We start from the raw sequence: 23,591 nt of genomic DNA, 5'->3' as shown, positions 1-23,591 counted from the left end.
AACGACTCAACATCCCGCTGTATAGGTTTATACAAACTGGGATGTTGAGTCGTTTATATTTAAAATTCTTTCCATCTGTATGTTTTCTGTTTGATTGGCTTCCGGCTGATGTTTCCATCGTTTGTGAGTCCAAAGCCAATAAGGAGGAGCTTCATTTAGTGTTTCTTCTAATTTTCTCGCGTAAGTTTTTGTGATTTCTAAAGGTTTGGTCTGTTCCGGACTTAAGGAGATCGCTGCAAAGTCAATCTCATAAAATCCCTTTTTAATCGTTTTCATTGCTGCGTAAAAAACCGGACGTTTTGTTCTTTGTGCAATCTTCTCTACGCCAAGGTGGAAGGCCGTGGGCTGATTCAGGAAATCCACCCAATGGTGAGATTCTTCCTTTGGTGGCGCCTGATCATTGGCGAAACAGAATATGGAGGTTTCATTTTCACTGTCTTTGATCGCCCTCAAAGTATGGCGCATGGGAACCATGGTATTGCCATACCGGTTCCGGGTCTGGTAAAACCATTTGTCGAACAGCGGGTTACTTAGTGGTTTGTAAATGGTGTAAATGTGCGCTTTAACGTGTAAAGCCATAGCCAGTACAGACCATTCCCAATTTCCGTAATGTGGGGAGCAGATCAGAATACTTTGGCCCTGATCCAGATGTTTGGCAACCAGTGTTATGTTTTTGAATCTTACACGGCGGCTCAGCTCTTTTTCAGAGAGCGTACGCATTTTGAAGATCTCCACCATGATTCTAGACAGGTATCTATAATTAGCAATTTCTATGGTTTTTAATGCTGCAGCGCTTTTGTCAGGATAGGCATTGCGCAGGTTTTTCCGAACCACTGATTTTCTATAGCCAGCAGCTTTGTAAATGACAAGGTATAGGAAGTCTGAAAACAAATAAAGCAAAGGAAAAGGAAGCCTGGATAATGAATTCAGGAGAAGGATGCCGATTTTAGAGTTGAATCGGGTGAAAAAACCGATAGCGTTTTTTGGCTCCATGGAATGATTCACTTTTTTGTGAATTGATTTACCTTGTTGTTGAATCATAAATTGAATCTTTTGGCCAAGACACCATCAGGAATATCTTTCAACAACAATAAAAAGTGATGAAGGTTTTTGAAAAACGGGAAAATGTTGAGTAACAATAATTTGATACATAAAATATAGGAGATGGCCTGAATTTTGCACCTCTTTAATCAAATCTCACCTTAAATTTAAAACTGTTATGAATCAAAAAGAAATAACCGACGAGTATGTAAATGCAGTAAACAAAATTGAAACTATTTTAAAGTTCGACAAGACCGTTTATCCTAATGCAACTGCCTTTATCCATCAATTATTAAAGTTATCAAAAGACAATCATTTTCAAGTACTGACCAAGGATGGTTCCAGCCTGGCTGATGCCATTGAGGGATAAGAAATAAAAAAAGATACAATTACTGTATCTAAAAAACATCAGCCCGGCCTATATAGGCCGGGTTTTTTTATGGACAAAAAATTATTTTTAATTCTTTTCATAACTAAATGAATATTCATTTATATTTGTTACCCAATAACAAAAGAATGAGAATCAGAGATGTAAATAAAATTGAGCTGGTTAAGGAGAAGGCTGTGGCGCTGTTGGTGAAAGTCGGTTTTGAAGGCTTTACCATGGCTAAACTGGCAAAATCCTGTAGCATTTCTGTGGCCACTTTATACATTTATTATAAGGATAAGGATGACCTGATCCTCCAGATAGGTCTTGAAGAGACTAAAAAGATCAGCAGTATGATGCTGGAGGGCTTTGACCCTGAGTTTTCTTTTGCCGACGGGTTGAGACATCAATGGAAAAACCGCGCAAAGGCGATGCTGGAAAACCCCTTGACCTGTCAGATGATTGAACAGCTCCGAACTTCTACCTATCAGGAAAAGATTTTCGAAACCATGACAGAAACATTCAGGCAAACCCTGGGTGTATTTATGGAGCGGGCAGTGGCCAAAGGAGAGGTTGATGCCATGCCTATGGAAACCTACTGGTCGGTTGCTTTCGGTCCCCTATATGCCTTGGTTCGTTTTCATAACGAAGGACGAAGCATTGGCGGGAGGCCCTTCATCCTGACTGATGAAATCCTTTGGTCTTCTTTTGAGTTAGTATTGAAAGCTTTTAAAAAATAAACCACCAACATGGAAATTAATGGATTAAACGTGTTGTTATTCAAAACGAATATCCGCACAGAAAGTGACAAACAATTTATGATACAGCTGATGCAGCAAAATGAAATTAACCAATGGAGCGTAGATCAGGAAGATGTGGATTGCGTACTCAGAATTGTTTCAAATGAGCTGCAGCTAAACGATGTGATTGCATTGGTTAGCCAACATGGTTACCACTGCGAAGAATTAATTTAAAAATGGAACAAAATATAGCCAGCCAGATTGCGCCGCCGTTCTCTGGTTATCAAAAACTAGTCATTGTCTTACTGGCCTTGCTGCAATTTACCATCGTACTGGATTTTATGGTGCTTGCCCCATTGGGTGATTTCCTGATGAAATCTTTGTCGATTACGCCAAAAGGTTTCGGCCTCGTGGTTTCTTCTTACGCTTTTAGTGCGGGAGCTTCCGGGATTTTAGCCGCCGGTTTTGCCGACAAATTTGACCGTAAAAAGCTATTGCTATTTTTCTATACTGGATTTATCGTCGGTACTTTGTGCTGCGCCATGTCTACCACTTATGAGATGTTATTAGGTGCTAGAATTATAACTGGCCTGTTTGGCGGTGTAATTGGCGCGATTTCTATGACCATCGTTACCGATCTTTTTGCGGTTCATCAACGCGGCAGGGTGATGGGATTTGTACAAATGGCTTTTGCTGCCAGTCAGATTTTAGGAATTCCTATCGGCCTTTACCTGGCGAATATCTGGGGTTGGCATGCCGCTTTTTACATGATTGTACTATTGGCCATTGGAATCGCATTAACAGTGCTGTTTAAGGTGAAACCCATCGATAAACACCTGGCCATTCAATCGGATAAAAATGCCTTTTTACACCTTTGGCATGCGGTTACCAATCCATCCTATCAAACCGGATTCCTCGCCACAGCTTTTTTAAGCGTCGGAGGATTCATGCTGATGCCTTTTGGAAGTGCTTATTTAATCAATAATATCAATATCAGTCAGGAGGAATTACCGATGGTATTTATGTTTACCGGTCTTGGTTCCATCATCATGATGCCGTTGATTGGTAAATTGAGTGATAAGCTGGATAAATTTATGATCTTTTGCGCAGGCTCTTTGCTCGCAGTGGTCATGATCCTGATTTATACCAATATGACACCAGTCCCCTTGTGGCAGGTGGTGCTCTTGAATACGGTCCTGTTTATGGGAATTATGAGCCGGATGATTCCTGCAACTACCTTAACGATGAGTATTCCAGATCAGCAAGATAGGGGAGCATTCATGAGTGTGAACGCCTCTTTACAGCAGTTAGCAGGCGGTATAGCTGCCCTTTGTGCCGGATTAATTGTGACGCAGGAAACAAAAAGCAGTCCGCTGCAGCATTACGATACCTTAGGCATCGTAGTTTCTGTACTGATTATAATCTGTGGTTTCTTCGTGTATCGGGTAAACGTGATGGTGAAAAAGAAAGGACAAGCTTAAAAAACTAATCGCATTAGAACAATTGCATGGTGGTGGCATTTTGTGCCGCCCCAGGCGAGTTCATTTTCTTTTTCAATAAGTCCTGAATCTTTTTCATCAGTTCATGCTGATTTTCCCAATGTTCCGGCTTTGCCGCGATCTCTGTCGCAGCCCGTATCTTATAAATCTTATGGTCTGCTACTAAACGATGCTGTGTAAACAGCGACACCAGTTTTTGATCTGACTTGTTTTTCGGTTTGGTACGGATATGCTTGTTTAAAAGATTGATGACTTGCAGGCTGAGTTCTTTCGCAAAATAATTATAAGCCGCATCCATCCTGGTATGAATGGCAGATGGATCTTTCAAACCACTCTCTTTTTGAAGCTGTCTGAGCTGAGATTGAAAACGAATGGAGACCTGCTGTAAGGCTTCAATAGACCTGCTCAGGTTGCCAATCATCGATCTGAATTCCGGATCTGTAGACTTCATGACCTCATGGTCTGCACTTAACTTCTCAAATGAATCTGTGAGTTCATTAAAAGAGAAAGCACTGCTGAACAAATGAATAATATATCTTTCCTGAGCTGCGGCCAGGAAATCCGTTAAGGAATCTACATTCCCCAGTTTCATGTAGTTGAGTACTTCGATATTGGAACGCAGGCTTTCTTTGTTGATTTTTGAACGGAGAATCAAACCATTTAAGGTCCTCACTCTACTCAAAGCCACGTATACCTGCCCGGATACAAAGGAGTTCCCTGCATCAATAATGGCACTATCGAAAGTTAAGCCCTGACTCTTATGGATGGTTACCGCCCATGCCAATTTGATCGGGAATTGGAAAAATTCACCGACCTGCTGCTGGACAATGGCATTGTTTTCATTCGCTTTGTATTCAAATGACTGCCATGACGATCTTTCCAGTAATAAAGGTTCTTCCTCATCTGGAAAAGAGATGTAAATTTCTTCTCCTATGATTGATTTTACTTTTCCAATTTTACCATTGTAGAATTTGCGGTCGTCGCCAGTGTCATTTTTAATGAACATTACCTGCGCGCCAATTTTGAGGCGTAAAGACTGTTCTACCGGCAATACCTGGTTGCTAAAAGTACCTTCCACCTGACCTTCGAAAACAAAATCTTCACCTTCCAGCTCATCTGCTTTTTCATTGTTGATGGTATTGGCTTCTGCATTATGAGAAGTAATGATAATATGGTTAGAGCCTGCTGCCTGTTTAAACAAAGGATCAAAACGCTGGTTTAAGATCGCCAGTCTTTCTTCTCCGATCTGGTTGTTCCTGATGTCGTTTAGGATATCCACGAATTCAGGTTCTGTTTGGCGGAACACCTTTTTCAGCTCCACTTGCAATAGTGGGTTTTGCTTCACGATAGTCGCCTCAAAGAAATAAGGGGAGGGATAGATTCTGCTCAGCAATTCCCAGTCTTCTCTTTTGGTGACCGGAGGCAATTGGAAAAGATCTCCGATCAATAAGAGCTGTACGCCGCCAAAGGGTGCGTCATTTTTTCTGACCATCTTAAGTATCGCATCCACCGCATCAATGACATCACAGCGCACCATAGATACCTCATCAATGATCATGAGCTCCAGCTCCATCAATAATGTTTTTCTTTCTTTCGAATAGTTGAGTTCTGTAAGGAGGCTTTTGATGGATACAACGCCGGCTCTTAAACTGGCCAGGTTCACATCTCCAGGAAAGAAAGATCCCGGAGGCAATTGAAACAGGGAATTGATGGTTACGCCTTTGGCATTCATGGCTGCTACACCGGTTGGTGCAACAATCACCGTTTTTTTCGCTGTCGTCTCTTTTATTTTCCTCAGTAAAGTCGTTTTCCCGGTTCCGGCTTTCCCGGTCAGGAAAATGCTTTGGTTGGTATATTCTATAAAGGAGATGACATTGTCAAAAATTTCATTGGCGGAATCCACAGTACTCATGTCTGCAAATTTAGCCTATTTTTCGTAAATCACATGGATTAAAGGCAATGAATCCATGTTTTAGAAATCATTATATCTAGATATCAATGCGTCTTTTTCAATAGCCCGGATACAATCTTTTGAGTAGCAGGGAATTCGTAGCTGTGGCTGCCAGGCAAGAGCATCAGTTTGAAATTTTTAAGGGAAATGTCTTTTAATGCTTTCGGTTCTTCTCCCTCCCCATAATAGCAGAGGATGGGAATGCTGATCTTTTCAACCTCTGGAATTACCTTGTAGGGTTTGTCATCACCACCAAGATTGAGTAAATCAACAGTACGTACTTTAAAGTCGCTGGTGGCAAAAGGCGAGCAAAGCTGGATGGCAGCGATCCTTCTTTTTGCAGGGGCAGGGAGCAGGTTGTAAGCAAAGGGAATGATGTCTGCGCCGAAGGAATAACCGCAGAGGTAGATTTCAGTCGCATGGTACTTCCTGCGGTAGGTTCTCAACAGCAACAACAAGTGTTTAGAAAGTTCTTCTGGACTCCGCTGTTCCCAGAAATAATTCCGCGTATTGAAACCAATGGTGTGGAAACCGTTTTTGGAAAACTCCTGGGCGAGCTCATCTTCAAAGTCCAGCCAGCCACCATCACCGGAAAGGACAAAGATCAGCTTGCCAGACTCCGGTACACTGCTTGGATAAAGTATCACTGGTAAGTCATAATCGTACCTCTCCAGTCCTGCATGCGTGGTTTTCCTATTGCGTAAAAACAATCCACAGCCAGAAAGTAAGACGATCATGCCAATTAGGAGCGCAGTTTTGAAATGGTCCATTGTTCTTTTTATTCTTTATAAATTTGATGGAACGTATCTCATTTTAATAATGTAATTTAGAGAAAAATTCAGCCTGACGCTCAAATGTGGAAATCTTTATTTGTGGATATCTCGTAGTTATCCACAGCCAGACAAAGTTATCCCCTCCGTATAAAATTACTAATGAGCGAGTTACGAAAAAGGTGAAATTTTCCGCTTCAATGTTAGTAAAATTTATGATCTTCGCACTCCCAAAACAACGGATCCATTCGCTGTTTTAAAGTTTAAAACCGTAAAATTAAAGAGAACCTATGCAAAACACTTGTACCCAAGTATGGAATAACTGTCTCCAAATCATAAAGGATAATATCCCGGCCCAGAGCTTCAAGACCTGGTTCGAACCGATATCAGCCCTTAAGCTAGAAGGCAGCGTTTTAACTGTACAAGTACCTAGTTTGTTCTTCTACGAGTGGCTGGAAGAGCATTACGTGGCATTATTACGTAAAACGGTTAAACAACAACTTGGCGCGGAAGGACGTTTAGAGTATAATATAGTGGTAGATAAATCTACAAATGGAGCACTGCCTTATACGACTAATATGCCATCAAACGGAAGCATGTCTTCTACCAACAGAAAACAATCTATGCCGGTTCCTGTAAATGTGAACAGAGACATTAAGAATCCATTTGTGATTCCTGGATTGAAAAAGATGAATGTAGATCCACAGCTGAATTCAAACTATACGTTTGATACTTTTGTGGAAGGGGATTGTAACCGCCTTGCCCGTTCGGCAGGACATGCAGTAGCTGCAAAACCTGGTGCAACTTCATTTAACCCATTAATGATCTATGGTGCTTCAGGTTTGGGAAAAACCCACCTGGCACAGGCGATTGGAAATGAAATCAGACAAAACCTTCCTGATAAGTTAGTGATCTACTTATCATGTGAAAAATTCTGCCAGCAGTTCGTAGAATCATTGAAAAACAATACCATTAATGATTTCGTGAATTTCTATCAGGCAATGGATGTGATCATCATGGATGATATTCACAACTTCGCCGGAAAAGAAAAAACTCAGGATATCTTCTTTCACATCTTCAACCATTTACACCAATCTGGCAAGCAGATCATCATCACTTCTGATAAGTCTCCAAAAGACCTGACCGGTTTAGAGGAACGCTTATTGAGTCGTTTCAAATGGGGCCTTTCAGCAGATCTTCAGATCCCTGAACTGGAAACCAGAATTGCGATCTTAAGAAAGAAGATGTATGCAGATGGAATTGATCTTCCTGATGAAGTGGTAGAATACGTGGCACATAACATCGACAACAACGTTCGTGAGCTGGAAGGCGCAATGGTTTCGCTATTGGCACAATCCACCATGAATAAAAAAGAAATTGATTTGCAGCTGGCTAAATCAATGTTAAAGAACTTTATCAAAAACACTACAAAAGAAGTTTCAATGGATTATATCCAGAAGCTGGTTTGTGATTATTTTGAAGTTCCGGTACATTTATTAAAAGCGCCAACCCGTAAAAGGGAAATCGTTCAGGCCCGTCAGATTTCTATGTATTTATCAAAAGGGATGACTAAGTCTTCTTTGAAAACTATCGGCGCCTTCTTTGGTGGCAGAGATCACTCTACAGTGATTTACGCTTGTCAGACGGTAGAAGATCTGATTCAAACAGATAAGACTTTCAGAGCTTATGTGAATGACATTGAGAAAAAACTGAAAATGAGCTAAGGCATTCCAACATATATTAAAAGCCGGGAATAGAAATCTTTATAGACTTTCATTCCCGGCTTTTTTGTGTACAAAATATTTACCTTTAGGAATGAGAACTTTTGCAGCACGAATCATTGCCTTTAATAAGAGCCTGACATATAAAGGGACTTTGCCCGAAGGCATCAGGATCATGAATCCTTTTCAGGAAAGCCCGCTTGCCCTGGCCGCTTCTTCCGAATTTTATCAGAAATATTATCACGATAGCCAGCCACGTCATCTGATTCTGGGCATCAATCCCGGTCGTTTTGGTTCCGGACAAACCGGAATCTCTTTCACAGATCCGAAGCGATTAGTGGCCAATTGCCATATTGATTTTCCCGGGCCAATGACGCATGAACCTTCCTCGGCCTATATTTATGAGATGATTGCCGCTTTTGGAGGGGAAGAACAGTTTTATCAGCAGTTCTACATCCATTCCATCTGCCCATTAGGCTTTACTAAAATAGGAGAGAACGGCAAAGAAACCAATTACAATTATTACGATAGTCCGGCTTTATTGAAATCGGTTTATCCTTTTATTGTAGAGAACATCCGAAAACAAATTGAAATGGGCTTTGAAACTGAGGTCTGTTTTTGTTTTGGAACAGGCAAAAACGAGGCTTTCTTTAGAAAAGTGAACGAAGCCCATCAGTTTTTCAAAAAGATTGTCGCGCTGGAACATCCCAGGTATATCATGCAGTATAAGTCTAAGGAAAAGGCCTTGTACATCGACAAATACCTACGTGCTTTTAGCGAAGTTTAAGGGTTTTATTGCTGTAACTAGAGATTTCTACCAGCATTTTGATATTGGTAATCGTGATTTTACGGCCTTCAGAAACCAAAAGACCCAGATTTTTGAACTCTTTCAGGATTCTCACCAGGTTTTCTTTGGCAATGCCTGCCATGTTCGACAAGTCGCTGCGGGAAATGTTGATGGCCTCCTCATTGGATTCCTCATTCTTGTATTTTTCTCTCAGCACAATCAGCGTGATCGCCACTCTTTCCCTTGCCGTACGCTGTGTAAATACAGAGATATTATTGGTCAGCACGGCATACTCATGGCTCATATTTTTCAGTAAACGCTGAGATAAAATCGCCGAGTTGTGGAGCACTTCCAGGAAATCTTCTTTAGGAATAAAGGCAATTACACAGTCTTCAATAGCAGATGCCGAATCGGGATACCGCTGCTCAGAAAGAATGGCATGGTAACCAATCAGCTCATCAGTACCCGCAACATACATGATCTGCTCCCGGCCATCCCGATCCACTTTATACTTTTTCACAATTCCTTTCTGGATGAAAAATATCCCGGAAGGAACTGCACCCTCTTTGAAAATTACATCCCCTTTGTTATAGCTCTCGATCGTCATATTCGCATAAAGACGATTCTGGTCTTCTTCGGGAATGCTTTTCAGGATAGATTGGGATTTGAAATTCCATTGATCAATTGGGAAAATACCGGCTAGGCTCATAATGCTCGTTCTCTACTCTTTGAATTGAATCCTTTTTGATGCGACAAAGTTACTGCTAATTTTTCTGCAATCGAGTGTAATGAAAGGTCATGTTGCGGTAATAACTTCAATTTAAATTGATAATTATCAGTTTTTCGATTGACAAGGATGTGTGTTTTTTCTAATTCATGAGCTTAAATTTGTAGCCGTAAACTTAACAAGAGTGATGGCGAAATTTCAGATTATAAAAGACCTTGACAACAAGTTCCATTTTAACCTAAAGCTAAAATCAGGCGATATCGTGTTGCATAGTGCAGATAAAACTGCCGCGAAGATTTCCTGCGAAAAGCAAGTAGAATTGGTAAGAGCCAATTCACAATTTGCACAGCGTTTCAGTAGACAAACGGACGAGCAGGGATCTTTCTTTATATTAAAGGACGCAGACAATCAGGTGCTTGCCCGCAGTGGTTACTATGAGTACTGGTTGGATATGGAACGCAGTATTGCAGCAGTACGCAGCCATACGCATGATGCAGAAGTAGATGATCTGACGACTGCAGCTAAAGCAGCAGCTTTAGATTTAGTAGCTGAATAGGCGGTTCTAAACAGCGTAAAATTTCCTGATTAAGCAACACTTCGGCGGAGAGCAGGAGGGTTGCTTTTTTTTTGACCTTTCTTTGTTGCTGCCACTAAGAGTGCGCTATGCTATCTTAGCCGCTTTGATTAGAAAATAAATATTAACCAATTCATCAGGTTAGTTAAATTTTATTACAGAAGTTAGCCTAATTAAAAGGAAAATATGGAAGCTATTAACGAAATGTTGGTTGGACTGGAGGAAAATGTATTACGTATTCTGGATCATGGGGAAATTACACGCACAATGCTGGGTGGAATTGCAAGAAGAGCAGATGAGAACTTTTTTAAGATTGATGAAAGATTCGATAATGTTGAAAAACGATTCATTAAAATTAATGAGCAGCTTGATAAGATGGATGAACGGTTTGATAGGATTGATGAGCGGCTCGATAAGATGGAAGGCAGGCTTGATAAAATGGACGGCAGGCTTGATAAAATGGATGGCAGGCTCGATAAGATGGATGAGCGGTTTGATAGGATGGATGAGAGATTCAATAAAATTGAAACAAAGCTCAATGTCTTAACTAATGAAACTTCAAATAGTTTTATTGAAGTATTTGCTCAATTGGGAGGTATAAACGCCGAAATCATAAAAATAGGTGCTGCAACCCGTTATCAGCAATATCATGAGGATCAAATGAAATTTAACATCAACAACTAGATTTTGATCGTCAAGGTCTTTAAGCTCCCATTGGGAGCTTTTTTGATTGCTAATGAATTTTTAATAAAGGAGCTAACCTATTGTTTTTAATAGTATTTTGAAATCATGAAAACGCTGAGCCTCTATCTGACCTCTTTAATCTGCCTTCAGGCATTTTGTCTTTCTGCGCAAACTATTGCTCCAGATAGTGCCGGTCTAGCACTGCAGCAACTGTCAAAAGAAAAGCAGGAGGTTTTAAAACACTTTTCCAGTACTAAAAATAAGGTAAAAAGTATTGAGAAAATGCTGAGTCTGGGTTTATGGAAAGAAGCTAAACAGGCTATCTCGGCCAATAAAAAACCTTCCACCGCCTATCAACTACTGACTGCAGATTACCTGATCTTAAATAATGAATTCCAGCAGGCGGAAGTCCTGGTAGATGAATTGAGAAAGACACAGCCGGAAAATGAAAAAGCGGTGCTGTTAAAAGCTTTTCTGGAGATTCAGGCCTGGAGATTGCCAGCAGCAGCAGCGCTATGCGAAAAAGCGTTGAAAGATCAGGCTTTGAAAAATCAGGGCAAAGTAGCGCAAAAGCTTTCTCAGCCTGTTCGGCCCTCTGAAAAGCTGCTGCTGATGCTGGGAAGAACAAGATTGCTTCAAAAAAACTATATTGAAGGGCTTGCAATCGCTAAAAGGGTCTTGCTGCAAAACCCTAATAGTGCAGGAGCATACCTGCTGGAAGCGGATGTTTATTTCTGGAACCAGCAGCCGGACCTTGCAGAGGCAGCTTTAAAAAAGTCACTTATTTTAGATCCCTATAATGCCGATGCACGATTTAGCTATGGCTACGCCATCTGGAGACGAATTGATGCTACCCAGCTGAATGCAATGGCGGCACAATGGGAATTGGCACTTGCCATTAATCCACTTCATTTTCAAACGAACTGGCATTGGGGAAATGGACATACCAATTTAACTTATGCCGATTATGCGGAGAAAGATGATGATGTCATTCGAAAAGCTTTGAAAAAAGCGGATGACGAGGTAAGTCAGGGGCGGGTCGCAAATGCAATTGCAACGACCAGACTGGTAGAAAAACAATACCCGACATCCGTAATTCCAGGCATGCACAGGGCCTCTATCTATTACATCGCTTTTGATATGGATCGTAAATCCAGATTGGACTCCGCAGAGAATATATTCAGAAAAATCCTGCTTAGGAAAAAGCATTACGGTCCGGCGCATAACGGTTTATCTGCGGTCATCAAATCGAAAAGAATCCCTTACCTGGTCGTGTACGACTCGATTTCGAATACCCTGAACACGAAAAATATCAATGATATGGCTAATTTTCAAAAGGTCTTCCCGGATGTGAATTATTACCCTGGAGAAACCGTGAAAGCAATGGCCTGGAACCAGTTGTTTACGGCAGTCGTTTATTTTCCTTTTCTCTCCAAGCAGGGCGAGTCCTTCCGGATTCCACCATTACACAAGGACCTTGCGGTGACGATGGATGCACCATATTTTCGCTATATGACTACTTTCGATAACCGGCAATGGATGGACATTCGTGGGGTAGGAAGTGGTGCTGCGGCAATAGAATATGTAGAACGGGGTGCTTTTCTGGAAAGAAATGTGATCCTTCATGAATATGTTCATTTGTTTCATGGACGGGTGCTCACTGATGCGGAATGCCGTAAAATCAGAACCTTGTATTATCAGGCTATGAAAGAAAAAAGAACCCTGGATTATTATTCGCAGAACAATGAAAGTGAGTATTTTGCACAAACTTATCCTGCTTATTTTGAGCCGATCAAAGTGCATCCCCTGGATTTTAAATCTATGAATACGACTTCAGATCTGAAAACTAAAGATCCGGAAATGTATGCTTTTCTGGATCAATTGGTCAAAAAAGAACGTGCCTATCTGGCTGGTGATCGGAAAGCTATGGCCAGTAACTGGGCAGAAGTTTACCTGAATAAGAGTAAGGACAGTAGAAGGAGCAATCTGCAGCTGACAACGAATTACCTCGATACAGCCTTGGCCTATGATCCTTTTTATCTGCCTGTCTATCTATATTACGCGCAAGTGAAAACAGAAAACAGAGAATTTGAAGGCGCAGAAGACTGGATTAGAAAGGCCGAAATGGTGAACGTTAAATATGCGCCAATCTATAGGGCTTATGCGGATTTGTATGCCGCAAAGTTTGCTGCTGGCGAAATTGATCAGGAGACAGGGATTTCAAAACAAGCAGCTTACCTGAATAAAGCATTCCGCCTGGAAGACGATTATCAGGAACTGGCGGGCATCAACTTATCATTGGCGGAGATGTATAAGAAAAACGGAATGATCGCAGAAGCCATCGCCACTGCTGCTGAATATGGCAAAACAGGGGCAACCGTTTCCACCTATCTCAGAGATCGCAGGGACGATGCCATAGCGTATGCTGCAGTCTTGAAATCCGGATTGGGTTATGCAGATGAACCTGTGGCCATCCTGAAAGGCTTGGTGGAGCAGAAACCGCAGAATTTTGAATACAGAAACAAATATGCGGATGCTTTGGCCATGAATCAGCAATACGATGCAGCCATAGTCACTTTGAAAGAAGCACAACGTATTTTAACTGCTTCCGGTAATGCACGCACGGATTATAACCTGAGGATTGCAGATTTTTACGCCACAAAAGGCGATCAGGAAAAAGCGGAAACCTACCTTCTGCCATTTATAAAAGGAGATCAGACAGTGTGGACTGCAGATCAGCTCAGGTATAGTCTTTTGCTGATCAAAACCGGTCATTTGGAGGAGGCTGCAACGCTGTTTAAAACGGTTTCCCCTAGAGGTAATCCCTTTTACCAATCTGATTATTACTATACCCAAGGTAAGCTTCTGGCAGGTACAAGTAAAGATCAGGCCAGTGTGACCATAGCTTATGAAAAAGCAATTGCAGCAAATCCCTACCAGTTTCCTGCGTATTCAGAATTAATCAGGAGTTATCAGGCTGCAGGAGAAAAAGAGGAGGCGGAGGCCTTGAAAACAAAACTTTCGAAACTAAAAATCACACCAGGTCCTGGTTTTAAACAGCTATTAGGCAATGTTGCACCTTAGTACAATTGCGGATGGAATAGGCATTGGCCGAATCAGCCTTTACTTCCTTGCCCTTTTATTCAGTCCATTTTGTTTAAAAGCCCAGGAGGCGGCTGTTAAACCCAATATTTCAACCGCTCAAAATCTATATCAGCAGGCTCAAAAAGAGTTTGCTGAGTTTGAAAAACAGCATGGTGGTTTTGTACAAACCAATAACGTGAATCTGCATTACCTGAGCTGGGGGAAAACTTCGGGCATTCCTTTAATCTGGTCACATGGCAGTTTAACCAATGGTTATGAGTTGTTAAAAGTGGCAGATGATCTGGTGAAGGCCGGATATTACCTGATTGCGATCGACTATTATGGTCATGGGCAGACTGCTATTCCTGCACATCCGGTTTCCTTGTATCACATTGCCGATGACATTAAACAGCTGATGGAGCACTTGAAAATTAAAAAAGCATTGATTGGCGGCTGGTCCAGAGGTGGTGGTGTCAGTACAGCTTTCTATGACGCCTATCCGGAAAAGGTGTTAGGACTGATTTTAGAAGACGGTGGCTCGGTGGCTCAAAATACGCATTACCATAAGATGGAGGCTGCTAAATTGGAGGAAACTATCAGGATGATGATGGAGCATCCGATAAAAGATACGGTATATGCCAGCGCTTTCGACGCTTATTACGACCTCTATGATCCGGAAGAAGGAGGGACACAGTTTTCTGCACTCGCCTGGATCAGGAAATTGGGTGAAAAGCAATGGGGCATATATGTAGGAGTGATGGAATTGTTTCAAATGAATAGTACTCAGCAATGGTCTGACCTGATATTAAGGTCAACAAAGGTGTCGCTCTTTGGTGCATCTATGTCTATGCTCGCTCCTGAAATTATTTATAGAAACCTGAAAGTGCCGATGTTGATCTTGGATCCTGTGAGTGACCATGATTTTATGCCTTTTGAAAAGGGAAATGCCGCTTTACAAGCACAACATCCGGAATTTATCATCCATAAGGTTTATGAAAATACCGGCCATAACATTCATTATGAACAGCCAAAGCGTTTCGTTCAGGATTTGACTGATTTTCTAAAAAGGGTGAAGGCTTTTCATTAAATAATTGTAATTTGGGATACACCTACTGGTAATCTGAAAATGAATGAATTACAAGTCCGTTCGCCTCTTAATGACTTTTTACGGCAACTTTTTTGCTGCCACATTTCTGACTTCCATTGCCTGTGCCGCGCTGTTTGCTTACCTGGGCATGGCGGCACTAACCATCCTAATCTGGTTTAAAATAGCAACACTTGGAATTGTTGCTTATTACATCAGTAAATACAAGTATAAAGAGTTTTTGTATTACCAGAATCTAGGGATTTCCAAGACCTTTTTATGGTCTGGAACGATGATATTGGAGTTCCTGATCTTTTCATTTCTTTTCCTTTTATCAGGGAAGTTCCCGGGAGTAAGTATAGATTTTTTTAACCTTTTTCTTTAAGATCGTATGGTTCATCAATTAGAAGTAGACAGTGTAAACTTGCAATTTGGGACCAGAGAGATCTTATCCGACATTTACCTGAAAATTAAAACCGGTAAAATCACTGGTATACTAGGCAGAAACGGCACTGGAAAGTCGAGCTTGATGAACATCATTTTCGGAAGTTTGGTGCCCGGAAATAAGTCGGTGCGTTTTGATGGGCAATCCGTACCTAATGCCTATCGGCACCACGAACTGTTGTCGTACCTCCCTCAATACAACTTCATTCCTGCTCATTTAACTTTAGACCGGGTGTTCTCAGATTTTAATCTGGATTATGAACCATTTGAACAGTACTTTCCGGAATTCCTACTCCAGTATCGAAGTAAAATGATACAGCTTTCCGGCGGACAAAGGCGTTTGGTGGAAACCTACATATTGATCAAAGCAAAGTCTGAATTTGTAATGCTAGACGAACCATTTTCTCATTTGAGTCCATTAATGATCTCCAGCATCAAGAAATTGATCCGGGAAGAACAGCCGAATAAGGGTTTTCTAATCACTGATCACATGTATAAGGAAGTCATAGATCTTGCCAGCGATTTATATGTTTTAGCCGAGGAAAAGCTGTATTTAGTAAAAGATATTACTGATCTGGAGCGGTTGGGTTATGTCAGATCAAGGAATTAATGCCAATTGATCCACTTCAGCATTTAAAGTCTGTAGGTTGCGAATGGCATCTCCAGCAGTATTGTTAAAATACACATACACCGTTTTTCCTTCTTTTCTCCATTCATCGATGTAATGACTGTATTCAGCTAAGAAACTATCCTCATAACTCCCCTTATAATCACCTGTTGGGCCATGAAAACGCAGGTAAATGAAGTCAGCTCTCATTTCTTTCATCGGACTTGCGGAACCCGGCTTATCGTGAAAAACCAGTGAAGCATTGAATTCATGGAGTAAATTGTAAGTGGTTTCCCTATACCAGGAGTCATGGCGGAATTCTAATGCAAGATCCCAATTTTGTTCCAGATCGGCTTCCCGAATGGTATACAATAAACGCATGACATGTGGAATGTAGATTTTCTGAACAATACTGGGTGGAAATTGGACCAGTAAACTACCTTTCTTTTCTCCAACTTGATTGATTGTTTCTATAAAACGATTCACATCTTCTTTTTTAAAAGCAAGTCCAGGTGCATGTGTGAGGTCACGCCAGAGTTTAAATGTAAATTTAAAGTCTTCAGGGACACTTTCTGCCCATTTGTTTACCGTAGCGGGCATCGGGATCTTATAGAAAGAACTGTTGATTTCTATGCTATTAAATAAGGTAGCATAATAGGTTAGCCTGCTTTTATCTTGGAATTCGATAGGGAGGTGTTGTTTGTTTGGAACGGGAAGTATCAAACCACTGGTTCCAGTATAAATGACTTTTTCCATATAGCTATAACAAGTTAGAATTATCCTGGTTTTTATTTCAATGGCTTATTTTACAAGCCAAAAAATGCTGTGAATTATAAATAAAATCGGATTTTTGATTTATGATCATAAGAAAGAATGAACATTGGTTTAAAATGCTTTTTATATGGAAAGGATCGGTTTTACCGCAGTTACTTCCCAGATTATTGCTCTTGTTTTTACTCTCTGTTTGTGTGGTCTATTTAAAAGGGAAACTATTCGATTTTAAGATTCCTTTAAGTCCGGCACCATTTACTTTATTTGGCATTGCACTGGCCTTATTTTTAGGTTTTCGAAATAATGCCAGCTATGATCGCTTTTGGGAAGCGAGAAAAGTTTGGGGCGCTTTATTAAATGATACCAGATCTTTAGCCAGACAAGCACTCACCATGAGTGGCTATCCACCGGAAAGCAAAGAAGTAGCTGCCTTTATTCATTACCTGATTGCTTTTACTTATGCCTTAAAACACCAGTTGAGGCATACAGATGCGAGTGCCGATCTGGATAAGAGGCTGAGTCCGGAATTGACTGAAAAGCTGAAACCAGCGATTTATAAGCCAATTCTGCTGATGAAAGAAATGGGGGCTTGGGTACAAAAAGCGAAAGAAGAAGGGAAAATAGATACTATTCTACAGAGTTCCTTTGATCAGAATTTAGATAAGTTATCAGATATTGTAGGGGCATGTGAACGAATTGCTTCCACACCGATTCCTTATACTTACCGTATTTTATTACACCGCACCGTCTATATTTATTGTTTTTTACTTCCCTTTGGTTTTGTAGACAGCCTGAGCTGGTTCACCCCCTTTATTGTCAGCTTTATCGCCTATACTTTTGTCGCCCTGGAAGCCATTGCAGATGAAATTGAAGAGCCTTTTGGAACTGAACCCAACGATCTGGCTTTAAACGCGATGACCAGTATGATTGAAACGACGCTATTGGAAATGGGAGGGAAGGCGGTTCCTGCAGCCAGTCAAAGTACTGAAGGGATCCTGAATTAAATGGGAAAATCAATTGAATAGGAGAATCAATTAAAGGGATCTTCATTTGATCCCATGGATTCAGATAGGAATGCATCTGCCGTTGGAAAAATTAATCTTCTGATGGTTGAATAATGATGAATTTAATAAACTTAAACTCTTTTCTGATGTTTTCGCGAACCCGGCTTATGGCGTCCGTAATGTCTTCTGTATCGATATCCGGTTGAAAAATGACAATGATCACCAGTAAAACCTCTTCAGGAGATTGGTAAGTAGAAATGATATTGGAAATTCTAATCACCGATGGATCTTTTTCAACAAGTAATTTGATCTTTTCCCTGGTTTCCGGGGCTATACCTTCTCCCATGAGCAGGCTTCTGCTTTCTCTGGCTAGAATAGCGGACACAAATACCAGTAACAAACCAACCAATACAGAGGCTAAGCCATCCATATAATCCATGTCGAAATTATGTCCGACCAGCATGAAAATGAAAACAATTAGTAAACCGAGGACTGCCGCTCCATCTTCAAATAGCACCAGGAAACTGGAAGGGTCTTTACTTTTGACAATGGCTTTCCACCAGCTCAGGCCATTTCTTTGCTGATTAAATTCCCTGATCGCGATGCGCAAAGACCAGCCTTCAAAAAGTAAACATAAAATCAGCACCCCATAATTGATCAGTGGGTTGTTCACTGGTTCTGGTTTAATGATGTGCTGGATACCCTGGTAAATGGAAATACCACCACCAAGGCCGAAGATTAAAATGGCGACAATAAAAGACCAGAAATACAGCTCTTTACCATAGCCAAAGGGTCTTGATTGATCGGGCGCCTTCCTGCTTTTTTTTAGGCCATATAACAGTAGTACCTGATTGATCGTGTCTACCAAAGAGTGAATACCTTCAGAGATCATCGAAGAACTATTGGTAAAACCACCGGCAATAAATTTGGTGATGGCAATGAGAAGATTGGCGGCTAAAGCACTGTAAATGGATTTATTGTCTTTAATCATATCAGCGGTTGTCTGTGATTAACAAAAAAACTTTTTAATAGTTTACCTTTAAAGCGTTTTAATCTTGTGGTATTTCTCCCAGTATCGCGTTAATAAGGTTAGAAAGTTATATAGAATCGAATCGTTGATTATGAAATGGAATAGTTACCTGTTGTTGATTTTGATCATTTTCCCTGTCCTGGTTTTTAGCCAGGATCGTTTCAAGGGAGGATCTAAAGAGAAGTTTAAAGCATCAAAAGATAAGATTGCAGCGGGCCTTGATGCCGCCGGAAAAGAAAAACTGGAGCTTGCTTTAAGAGTGCTTGCATTTTCTGCCATTTACGATAGAGACCATCAGCCTGCGCTGAAGAAAGAAAACTTTGATGAGCTGGTATGGAAACGCCTGAATGGTAAAAACCTGGAAGAAGCGTATGCAATGGCCAATCAATATGTAAAAGAAGACTACCAGCGGAAGGTTGATAAATTGGAAAAGGAAATGGGAACATTGGATGCTAAAAAGAAAAAATCTGACGCGTTAAAGCAGAAATTGGGTGCTTTAAAAGCGAAACCTTTAAGTGTTGATGTGATATCAGGACAGTTTGTGATCCTATGTGCTTTTACCAATGAAAGTGATCAGGTATTGACTACTTATGAAACTGTAATTGGTTACGGTTCCACAACGGACATCAATGATGGCTGGAGTTGTGTAAAAGGACCGGCTGAAGGAGTATCCTTCGCGCCAAAAGAAACCAAAGTTTTGAGCTGCAGTTTTTCTTTTGAAACGGTAAAGCAAAATTCTAATGTGATCAATTGGAAAGAAATGACTTTTCCTTTGACAGATTTCAACACTTACCACCTGGCGATGGACTGTTATACCAATATGCTGGTTTTAGATGGCCAAAAATATGAATTGAAAAATGAAGAACGCCTGACGGAGCAAGAAGAGGCAGAATTGTTGAAATATAAAACGGAATTAGCGCAGTTAAAAGCGAATGTCCCAGCGCTGGAAGATCTGATCGTGAAAAAGCCATAAACAATAGAAAAGACCAGTGTCATCTAACTCCTAGAGAATTAATTGATACTGGTCTTTCAAGACCCGAAGGTCAAATATCATGGATAAAGAGTTATGCTTCGATAACTGCTTTTCTAGCTGTCATTTTCAAATTTTTGAATTGGTATTCAGAAGTGATGTGTTTCTTTTCGCTCACCTGAGTGAAATCAAATTGATTTTCTTCAGTAACGGCAAGATAAGCTTCTTTAGCTTTCAGGAACGAACATCTGTATAATTCGCCGCCGTTCTGTAGTTTACCGCTTTTTTCACTTTGATAAGCTGCTTTGTATTCTGCAAGTTTATCAGTGATTAAACGTTCTACTCTTCCTAGTGTTGGTGTTTTTGCACTGAAAAGAAGTTCCCAGTCGTCATAACCGCCATCTCTGGCAGTAGCTAAATTTAAGGTAAGTGTCTTACTCTTTCCTTCGTTTGTTGAACCGATTTTAATTAATCCTCCTCTTTTGGACCCTGAGAAGTAAATGTAACCTGGTTTAAGTTCCCTTAAAGCAGCAGCAATTTTAGTCGTATCGCATTGTGGACAAAAACCTCCAATCGTTCTTAACGTATGGGTGTCATTCTCCGTGCATGGCGCGGTGTTGCAAGCAATCACCTTGTCAGCTTCAGTCATACTTTTCTGCAAATTTTCTGATATGTCCTCTCCTTGGGCATCGAACAATAGTTCGGATGAGATTTTGTGCTTTTTTAAAAAAGTTTCCTGTTCCTTTGTTATTAGGTGCTTCATTGTCATTTCCAAAATTAGTCATATTAATTGGCTTTAAAATGATTTAGCGTCATACACGCAAATTTGTCCAATTAATATTTAATTAATATTTTGATTCTCGTTCCATAATACCTCAAGTAATTAGAGGTTAACGCTATTAATAGTAACGTAATGCAAACCTGAAGAAAAATTGACAATAGGGGAAGAATCGTCAACTTTGACCTGCTTTTTTAACATAGATTGTGCTTAAGAATAGCAATATCCGTTCCACATTTCCGTTTTTTGTGCCAATGTTTTAGAAATGTGACATCTTCATCGATTGTTTGTATTTTTTATATAACGTAAAGCAGGGAATCTTTAGGGAATACCGTAAATTGCGATAAACGTTTAGAATAATTTGTAAAAATAACCAGAAAGATTATGGCTATTAACCTAAGAAAAGGACAGCGGGAGAACATCAATGCTCCAAAATTTACAGTAGGATTAGGATGGGATACGAACAGTTCCACCGGACATGATTTTGATTTAGATGCTTCGGTGTTTATGCTTGGAGAAAACAAAAAACTGGTATCAGATGATTACTTTGTTTTTTATAACAATCTGAATTCGCCAGATGGCGCAATCGAACATACTGGTGACAACTTAACCGGAGAAGGTGACGGAGATGATGAAAGCATTAAAGTTGACCTTTCAAAAGTTGATCCGAGAGTTTCGGAGCTTTGTATCGTCGTGACGATTCATGAGGCTGGAGCCCGCAAGCAGAATTTTGGTCAGGTGAGAAACTCTTTTGTTCGCATCGTAGATCAGAATGGAATGGAGCTGATGACGTATGAGTTAGAAGAAGACTTCTCTATTGAAACTGCAGTGGAATTTGGCAGAATTTACCGAAGAAATGGAGAATGGAAATTTGAAGCCGTAGGCGCAGGAATGAATGGCGGTTTACAGGATTACCTGAATAAATACGAATAATATAAATATTGGTTGTCTGCTGCTGTTGATGAGGCAGACAACCAATACTATATATGCAGGTGTTAAGAGGGGCTAGACTTTGAGTCCGCCGAACATACTGAATATGATAATAAGCAGTACGATTAAGGTAATTACTACATAAAGCCTATCTTTTTCCAGTATAAAAGAGACTAAAGAAAAAACAATGCGCAGGATTGGGGTAGCAATCAGAATGACCACACCCAACTGTATAATTTCCTTCGCACTGCCTGCTGCTAGACCTTTAATGATCCCTGTTAAACTGGTGTATCCGGCGGGTTCTCCACTAAACGAAGTGTAATTTGGGATTCCTGAGCCACTTTGAATCAGGTACCAGATGCCACCTATAATGGCGATCATCCCAGACGTTAATACGCCATACCTTAAAACCTGACCAATCAGTTGTTCCATATCATAGTCGGTCACTTTTTTATTCTTTCCCATCTGATTAGAATTTATGGTTGATACCGTTATAAATCATGTTGATTGCAATGAGCGTAATGGCAATGGAGAAAATCACTTTCAGCGATTTTACATTGATGCGCATCAGGAGTTTGGAACCGGTAAAAGCACCAGCAAGTACCCCAATGATCACTGGAAAAGCAATCCCTGGATCAATATATCCTCTTTGTAAGTAGACTACGGCACTCGCTGCTGCGGTCACGCCTACCATAAAATTACTGGTTGTGGTGCTCACTCTAAAAGGTACACGCATCGCCGTATCCATAGCCAGCACTTTTAAAGCGCCTGATCCTATGCCCAATAACCCAGAAAGTACGCCTGCGATGGTCATGATGGAAAAGCCTCCGCCAATATTCTTTAGTTTATAAGAAACCTCGCCCTCTTTAGTGGGATAGCTGCCGTTTAATTTCAATTTGTAGGAAAGTTTACTGCCTTCCTGTAAGGCATCCTCATGTTTTTTTCTTAGGGTCATGGCTGCTGAAAAAATCAGCATGACGCCAAACAGGATGGCGACCAGGTTAACAGGTGTATAAATGGCAAGAATTGCACCCATTACTGCTCCTGCAGTGGTGGCAATTTCCAGAAACATCCCCAGTCGGACGTTGGTGATCCCTTCTTTTACATAGGCACTGGCGGAGCCGGAAGAAGTGGCAATAGAAGCCACTAATGCGGCGCCAATGGCATAACGGATGTCGACATGAAAGCCTAAGGTAAGGAGCGGAATGATGACTACACCACCGCCAAGGCCGGTTAAGGAGCCAGCAAGTCCGGCCAGGTAAGCCCCCAACAATAGAACGAGGGTGAAAAGTAAAATATTCATAAAGCTTAATAGTTGTTATTTAAAATGTCAATAGTGAGTTGTTCTGCCAGATTTGGATCTTGTTTTTTGATGGCTTCAAATAAAGCTTCATGTGAATGCTGACTGCTGTTAAAATGTTTGATGTCTGCGGCATCTCTGAGCTCAAAAAAATTACGCATGACCACCGTAAAGTTTTCATACAGATCAGAAAGAACCTGATTGCCGGAAGCTTTAGCAATGCTGATGTGGAAAGCAATATCTGCCTCTGCACATTTCTTTTGCTGCTGCTCGTCAATGGCTTTTTTCCGTTGCAGGAGTAGGTTTTCCATCATCGTCAAATCTGCATCGCTTCGGTGCTGACTGGCCAGTTTTACAATTTCCTTTTCTAATAGCGCACGCACGCTGTTGATTTCTTCAAAATCCGCTCTTTTTAATCGTTGGGAGAGGGTTTCATCTTTTATTTTGGACACTACAAAAGTGCCGGATCCCTGCTGTACTCTAAGTATACCTGAAATGGATAATGTTTTTATCGCTTCGCGGATGGTAGAGCGTCCCACTCCGTAATGTTCCATTAATTCCGGTTCTGCGGGGATCTTTTCTCCTTTTTTGAGTTTGCCAGAGGCGATGTCTTTCTTGATCTCTATGATGACCTTGTCGGAAAGTTTTATCGTTTTATTCATATTTAAACATCTGATGTTTCAAAGGTATGGTAGGTGTCTAAACATCAGATGTTTTAATTGTTAATT

25 protein-coding genes are annotated in these 23,591 nt (G+C 40.8%); 15 read left to right on the top strand and 10 right to left on the bottom strand.

Features of this window, described 5'->3' with window-relative positions; genetic code table 11:
* Window positions 1–27 precede the first annotated feature (27 nt).
* Entirely contained in the window at window positions 28–1,041 is a 1,014-nt protein-coding gene (locus AQ505_RS18775; RefSeq protein WP_082461625.1) for a lysophospholipid acyltransferase family protein, read from the bottom strand.
* 178 nt (window positions 1,042–1,219) lie between these two features.
* Between AQ505_RS18775 and AQ505_RS18770 the strand changes: the two genes are divergently transcribed.
* The 4 genes from AQ505_RS18770 to AQ505_RS18755 all read left to right on the top strand — a co-directional run bounded on the left by AQ505_RS18770 (window position 1,220) and on the right by AQ505_RS18755 (window position 3,629).
* Window positions 1,220–1,411, top strand: coding sequence for a hypothetical protein (locus AQ505_RS18770; protein WP_062549588.1), 192 nt, complete (start codon window positions 1,220–1,222; stop codon window positions 1,409–1,411).
* A gap of 146 nt (window positions 1,412–1,557) precedes the next feature.
* On the top strand, window positions 1,558–2,148 hold the full coding sequence (locus AQ505_RS18765) for a TetR/AcrR family transcriptional regulator (RefSeq protein WP_062551114.1): 591 nt from the start codon (window positions 1,558–1,560) through the stop codon (window positions 2,146–2,148).
* Window positions 2,149–2,157: 9 nt separating this feature from the next.
* Complete coding sequence (locus AQ505_RS18760) at window positions 2,158–2,382, top strand: hypothetical protein (protein ID WP_062549587.1); 225 nt, start codon at window positions 2,158–2,160, stop codon at window positions 2,380–2,382.
* Window positions 2,383–2,384: 2 nt separating this feature from the next.
* Entirely contained in the window at window positions 2,385–3,629 is a 1,245-nt protein-coding gene (locus AQ505_RS18755) for an MFS transporter (protein WP_062549586.1), read from the top strand.
* A gap of 13 nt (window positions 3,630–3,642) precedes the next feature.
* On the opposite strand, the gene AQ505_RS18750 is transcribed toward AQ505_RS18755, so the two are convergent.
* Window positions 3,643–5,559, bottom strand: coding sequence for an ATP-dependent DNA helicase (locus tag AQ505_RS18750; protein WP_062549585.1), 1,917 nt, complete (start codon window positions 5,557–5,559; stop codon window positions 3,643–3,645).
* 83 nt (window positions 5,560–5,642) lie between these two features.
* Window positions 5,643–6,368, bottom strand: a complete 726-nt coding sequence (locus AQ505_RS18745; RefSeq protein ID WP_062549584.1) for an AcvB/VirJ family lysyl-phosphatidylglycerol hydrolase — start codon at window positions 6,366–6,368, stop codon at window positions 5,643–5,645.
* A 290-nt stretch (window positions 6,369–6,658) separates the two neighbouring features.
* Between AQ505_RS18745 and dnaA the strand changes: the two genes are divergently transcribed.
* Window positions 6,659–8,092: a chromosomal replication initiator protein DnaA gene (gene dnaA / locus AQ505_RS18740; protein ID WP_062549583.1), complete on the top strand. Its 1,434-nt coding sequence runs from the start codon at window positions 6,659–6,661 to the stop codon at window positions 8,090–8,092.
* Window positions 8,093–8,183: 91 nt separating this feature from the next.
* Complete coding sequence (locus AQ505_RS18735; protein WP_062549582.1) at window positions 8,184–8,876, top strand: uracil-DNA glycosylase family protein; 693 nt, start codon at window positions 8,184–8,186, stop codon at window positions 8,874–8,876.
* Here the strand turns inward: AQ505_RS18735 and AQ505_RS18730 are convergent.
* Complete coding sequence (locus tag AQ505_RS18730) at window positions 8,863–9,585, bottom strand: Crp/Fnr family transcriptional regulator (protein ID WP_062549581.1); 723 nt, start codon at window positions 9,583–9,585, stop codon at window positions 8,863–8,865. The genes AQ505_RS18735 and AQ505_RS18730 overlap by 14 nt on opposite strands.
* Before the next feature lie 205 nt (window positions 9,586–9,790).
* On the opposite strand from AQ505_RS18730, the gene AQ505_RS18725 reads away from it, so the two are divergent.
* The 6 genes from AQ505_RS18725 to AQ505_RS18700 all read left to right on the top strand — a co-directional run bounded on the left by AQ505_RS18725 (window position 9,791) and on the right by AQ505_RS18700 (window position 16,083).
* Window positions 9,791–10,159, top strand: coding sequence for a DUF1508 domain-containing protein (locus tag AQ505_RS18725; protein ID WP_062549580.1), 369 nt, complete (start codon window positions 9,791–9,793; stop codon window positions 10,157–10,159).
* A 204-nt stretch (window positions 10,160–10,363) separates the two neighbouring features.
* Window positions 10,364–10,861 (top strand): coiled-coil domain-containing protein, encoded by a 498-nt coding sequence (locus AQ505_RS18720; protein WP_062549579.1) that lies wholly within the window; start codon window positions 10,364–10,366, stop codon window positions 10,859–10,861.
* Window positions 10,862–10,966: 105 nt separating this feature from the next.
* Window positions 10,967–13,945 (top strand): tetratricopeptide repeat protein, encoded by a 2,979-nt coding sequence (locus AQ505_RS26720; protein WP_062549578.1) that lies wholly within the window; start codon window positions 10,967–10,969, stop codon window positions 13,943–13,945.
* The gene (locus tag AQ505_RS18710; RefSeq protein WP_062549577.1) at window positions 13,932–15,032 is read left to right on the top strand and encodes an alpha/beta fold hydrolase; all 1,101 of its coding nucleotides are present in this window, start codon (window positions 13,932–13,934) and stop codon (window positions 15,030–15,032) included. The genes AQ505_RS26720 and AQ505_RS18710 overlap by 14 nt, the downstream gene beginning before the upstream one ends.
* Before the next feature lie 43 nt (window positions 15,033–15,075).
* On the top strand, window positions 15,076–15,414 hold the full coding sequence (locus AQ505_RS18705; RefSeq protein WP_157262479.1) for a hypothetical protein: 339 nt from the start codon (window positions 15,076–15,078) through the stop codon (window positions 15,412–15,414).
* A gap of 6 nt (window positions 15,415–15,420) precedes the next feature.
* Window positions 15,421–16,083 (top strand): ATP-binding cassette domain-containing protein, encoded by a 663-nt coding sequence (locus AQ505_RS18700; protein ID WP_062549575.1) that lies wholly within the window; start codon window positions 15,421–15,423, stop codon window positions 16,081–16,083.
* On the opposite strand, the gene AQ505_RS18695 is transcribed toward AQ505_RS18700, so the two are convergent.
* Window positions 16,072–16,836 (bottom strand): DUF72 domain-containing protein, encoded by a 765-nt coding sequence (locus AQ505_RS18695; RefSeq protein WP_062549574.1) that lies wholly within the window; start codon window positions 16,834–16,836, stop codon window positions 16,072–16,074. The two genes, AQ505_RS18700 and AQ505_RS18695, sit on opposite strands and share 12 nt — an antisense overlap.
* 101 nt (window positions 16,837–16,937) lie before the next feature.
* On the opposite strand from AQ505_RS18695, the gene AQ505_RS18690 reads away from it, so the two are divergent.
* Window positions 16,938–17,855 (top strand): bestrophin family protein, encoded by a 918-nt coding sequence (locus AQ505_RS18690; RefSeq protein ID WP_062549573.1) that lies wholly within the window; start codon window positions 16,938–16,940, stop codon window positions 17,853–17,855.
* Between the two features lie 91 nt (window positions 17,856–17,946).
* Here the strand turns inward: AQ505_RS18690 and AQ505_RS18685 are convergent, their stop codons facing one another.
* Complete coding sequence (locus AQ505_RS18685; protein WP_062549572.1) at window positions 17,947–18,846, bottom strand: cation diffusion facilitator family transporter; 900 nt, start codon at window positions 18,844–18,846, stop codon at window positions 17,947–17,949.
* 130 nt (window positions 18,847–18,976) lie between these two features.
* On the opposite strand from AQ505_RS18685, the gene AQ505_RS18680 reads away from it, so the two are divergent.
* Window positions 18,977–19,858, top strand: coding sequence for a hypothetical protein (locus tag AQ505_RS18680; RefSeq protein ID WP_062549571.1), 882 nt, complete (start codon window positions 18,977–18,979; stop codon window positions 19,856–19,858).
* Window positions 19,859–19,949: 91 nt separating this feature from the next.
* Here the strand turns inward: AQ505_RS18680 and AQ505_RS18675 are convergent, their stop codons facing one another.
* A complete protein-coding gene (locus AQ505_RS18675) occupies window positions 19,950–20,624 on the bottom strand; it encodes a GIY-YIG nuclease family protein (protein ID WP_335338007.1) in 675 nt (224 codons plus the stop codon).
* Between the two features lie 393 nt (window positions 20,625–21,017).
* On the opposite strand from AQ505_RS18675, the gene AQ505_RS18670 reads away from it, so the two are divergent.
* Window positions 21,018–21,566 (top strand): TerD family protein, encoded by a 549-nt coding sequence (locus tag AQ505_RS18670; protein WP_062549569.1) that lies wholly within the window; start codon window positions 21,018–21,020, stop codon window positions 21,564–21,566.
* Between the two features lie 72 nt (window positions 21,567–21,638).
* On the opposite strand, the gene AQ505_RS18665 is transcribed toward AQ505_RS18670, so the two are convergent.
* Genes AQ505_RS18665 through AQ505_RS18655 form a run of 3 tightly spaced genes read right to left on the bottom strand, consistent with a single transcriptional unit; the run spans window position 21,639 to window position 23,525 of the window.
* The gene (locus tag AQ505_RS18665; protein WP_062549568.1) at window positions 21,639–22,028 is read right to left on the bottom strand and encodes a DUF1634 domain-containing protein; all 390 of its coding nucleotides are present in this window, start codon (window positions 22,026–22,028) and stop codon (window positions 21,639–21,641) included.
* A 4-nt stretch (window positions 22,029–22,032) separates the two neighbouring features.
* Complete coding sequence (locus tag AQ505_RS18660) at window positions 22,033–22,866, bottom strand: sulfite exporter TauE/SafE family protein (RefSeq protein WP_062549567.1); 834 nt, start codon at window positions 22,864–22,866, stop codon at window positions 22,033–22,035.
* 5 nt (window positions 22,867–22,871) lie between these two features.
* A complete protein-coding gene (locus AQ505_RS18655) occupies window positions 22,872–23,525 on the bottom strand; it encodes a FadR/GntR family transcriptional regulator (protein WP_062549566.1) in 654 nt (217 codons plus the stop codon).
* Window positions 23,526–23,591 lie beyond the last annotated feature (66 nt).

This window comes from Pedobacter sp. PACM 27299 (assembly GCF_001412655.1).
In the GTDB taxonomy this organism is placed as follows: Bacteria; Bacteroidota; Bacteroidia; order Sphingobacteriales; family Sphingobacteriaceae; genus Pedobacter.
The sequence above is the reverse complement of the archived record's forward strand: the minus strand, read 5'-3'. Positions and strand labels throughout refer to the sequence as shown.

Coding starts and splice junctions, on each gene's coding strand:
- AQ505_RS18725 (WP_062549580.1), top strand. CDS start 9,791: ATGGCGAAATTTCAGATTATAAAAGACCTTGACAACAAGTTCCATTTT.
- AQ505_RS18760 (WP_062549587.1), top strand. CDS start 2,158: ATGGAAATTAATGGATTAAACGTGTTGTTATTCAAAACGAATATCCGC.
- AQ505_RS18660 (WP_062549567.1), bottom strand. CDS start 22,866: ATGAATATTTTACTTTTCACCCTCGTTCTATTGTTGGGGGCTTACCTG.
- AQ505_RS18730 (WP_062549581.1), bottom strand. CDS start 9,585: ATGAGCCTAGCCGGTATTTTCCCAATTGATCAATGGAATTTCAAATCC.
- AQ505_RS18665 (WP_062549568.1), bottom strand. CDS start 22,028: ATGGGAAAGAATAAAAAAGTGACCGACTATGATATGGAACAACTGATT.
- AQ505_RS18700 (WP_062549575.1), top strand. CDS start 15,421: ATGGTTCATCAATTAGAAGTAGACAGTGTAAACTTGCAATTTGGGACC.
- AQ505_RS18770 (WP_062549588.1), top strand. CDS start 1,220: ATGAATCAAAAAGAAATAACCGACGAGTATGTAAATGCAGTAAACAAA.
- AQ505_RS18745 (WP_062549584.1), bottom strand. CDS start 6,368: ATGGACCATTTCAAAACTGCGCTCCTAATTGGCATGATCGTCTTACTT.
- AQ505_RS18705 (WP_157262479.1), top strand. CDS start 15,076: ATGAATTACAAGTCCGTTCGCCTCTTAATGACTTTTTACGGCAACTTT.
- AQ505_RS18690 (WP_062549573.1), top strand. CDS start 16,938: ATGATCATAAGAAAGAATGAACATTGGTTTAAAATGCTTTTTATATGG.
- AQ505_RS26720 (WP_062549578.1), top strand. CDS start 10,967: ATGAAAACGCTGAGCCTCTATCTGACCTCTTTAATCTGCCTTCAGGCA.
- AQ505_RS18695 (WP_062549574.1), bottom strand. CDS start 16,836: ATGGAAAAAGTCATTTATACTGGAACCAGTGGTTTGATACTTCCCGTT.
- AQ505_RS18655 (WP_062549566.1), bottom strand. CDS start 23,525: ATGAATAAAACGATAAAACTTTCCGACAAGGTCATCATAGAGATCAAG.
- AQ505_RS18720 (WP_062549579.1), top strand. CDS start 10,364: ATGGAAGCTATTAACGAAATGTTGGTTGGACTGGAGGAAAATGTATTA.
- AQ505_RS18750 (WP_062549585.1), bottom strand. CDS start 5,559: ATGAGTACTGTGGATTCCGCCAATGAAATTTTTGACAATGTCATCTCC.
- dnaA (WP_062549583.1), top strand. CDS start 6,659: ATGCAAAACACTTGTACCCAAGTATGGAATAACTGTCTCCAAATCATA.
- AQ505_RS18710 (WP_062549577.1), top strand. CDS start 13,932: ATGTTGCACCTTAGTACAATTGCGGATGGAATAGGCATTGGCCGAATC.
- AQ505_RS18685 (WP_062549572.1), bottom strand. CDS start 18,846: ATGATTAAAGACAATAAATCCATTTACAGTGCTTTAGCCGCCAATCTT.
- AQ505_RS18765 (WP_062551114.1), top strand. CDS start 1,558: ATGAGAATCAGAGATGTAAATAAAATTGAGCTGGTTAAGGAGAAGGCT.
- AQ505_RS18670 (WP_062549569.1), top strand. CDS start 21,018: ATGGCTATTAACCTAAGAAAAGGACAGCGGGAGAACATCAATGCTCCA.
- AQ505_RS18775 (WP_082461625.1), bottom strand. CDS start 1,041: ATGATTCAACAACAAGGTAAATCAATTCACAAAAAAGTGAATCATTCC.
- AQ505_RS18735 (WP_062549582.1), top strand. CDS start 8,184: ATGAGAACTTTTGCAGCACGAATCATTGCCTTTAATAAGAGCCTGACA.
- AQ505_RS18755 (WP_062549586.1), top strand. CDS start 2,385: ATGGAACAAAATATAGCCAGCCAGATTGCGCCGCCGTTCTCTGGTTAT.
- AQ505_RS18675 (WP_335338007.1), bottom strand. CDS start 20,624: ATGACAATGAAGCACCTAATAACAAAGGAACAGGAAACTTTTTTAAAA.
- AQ505_RS18680 (WP_062549571.1), top strand. CDS start 18,977: ATGAAATGGAATAGTTACCTGTTGTTGATTTTGATCATTTTCCCTGTC.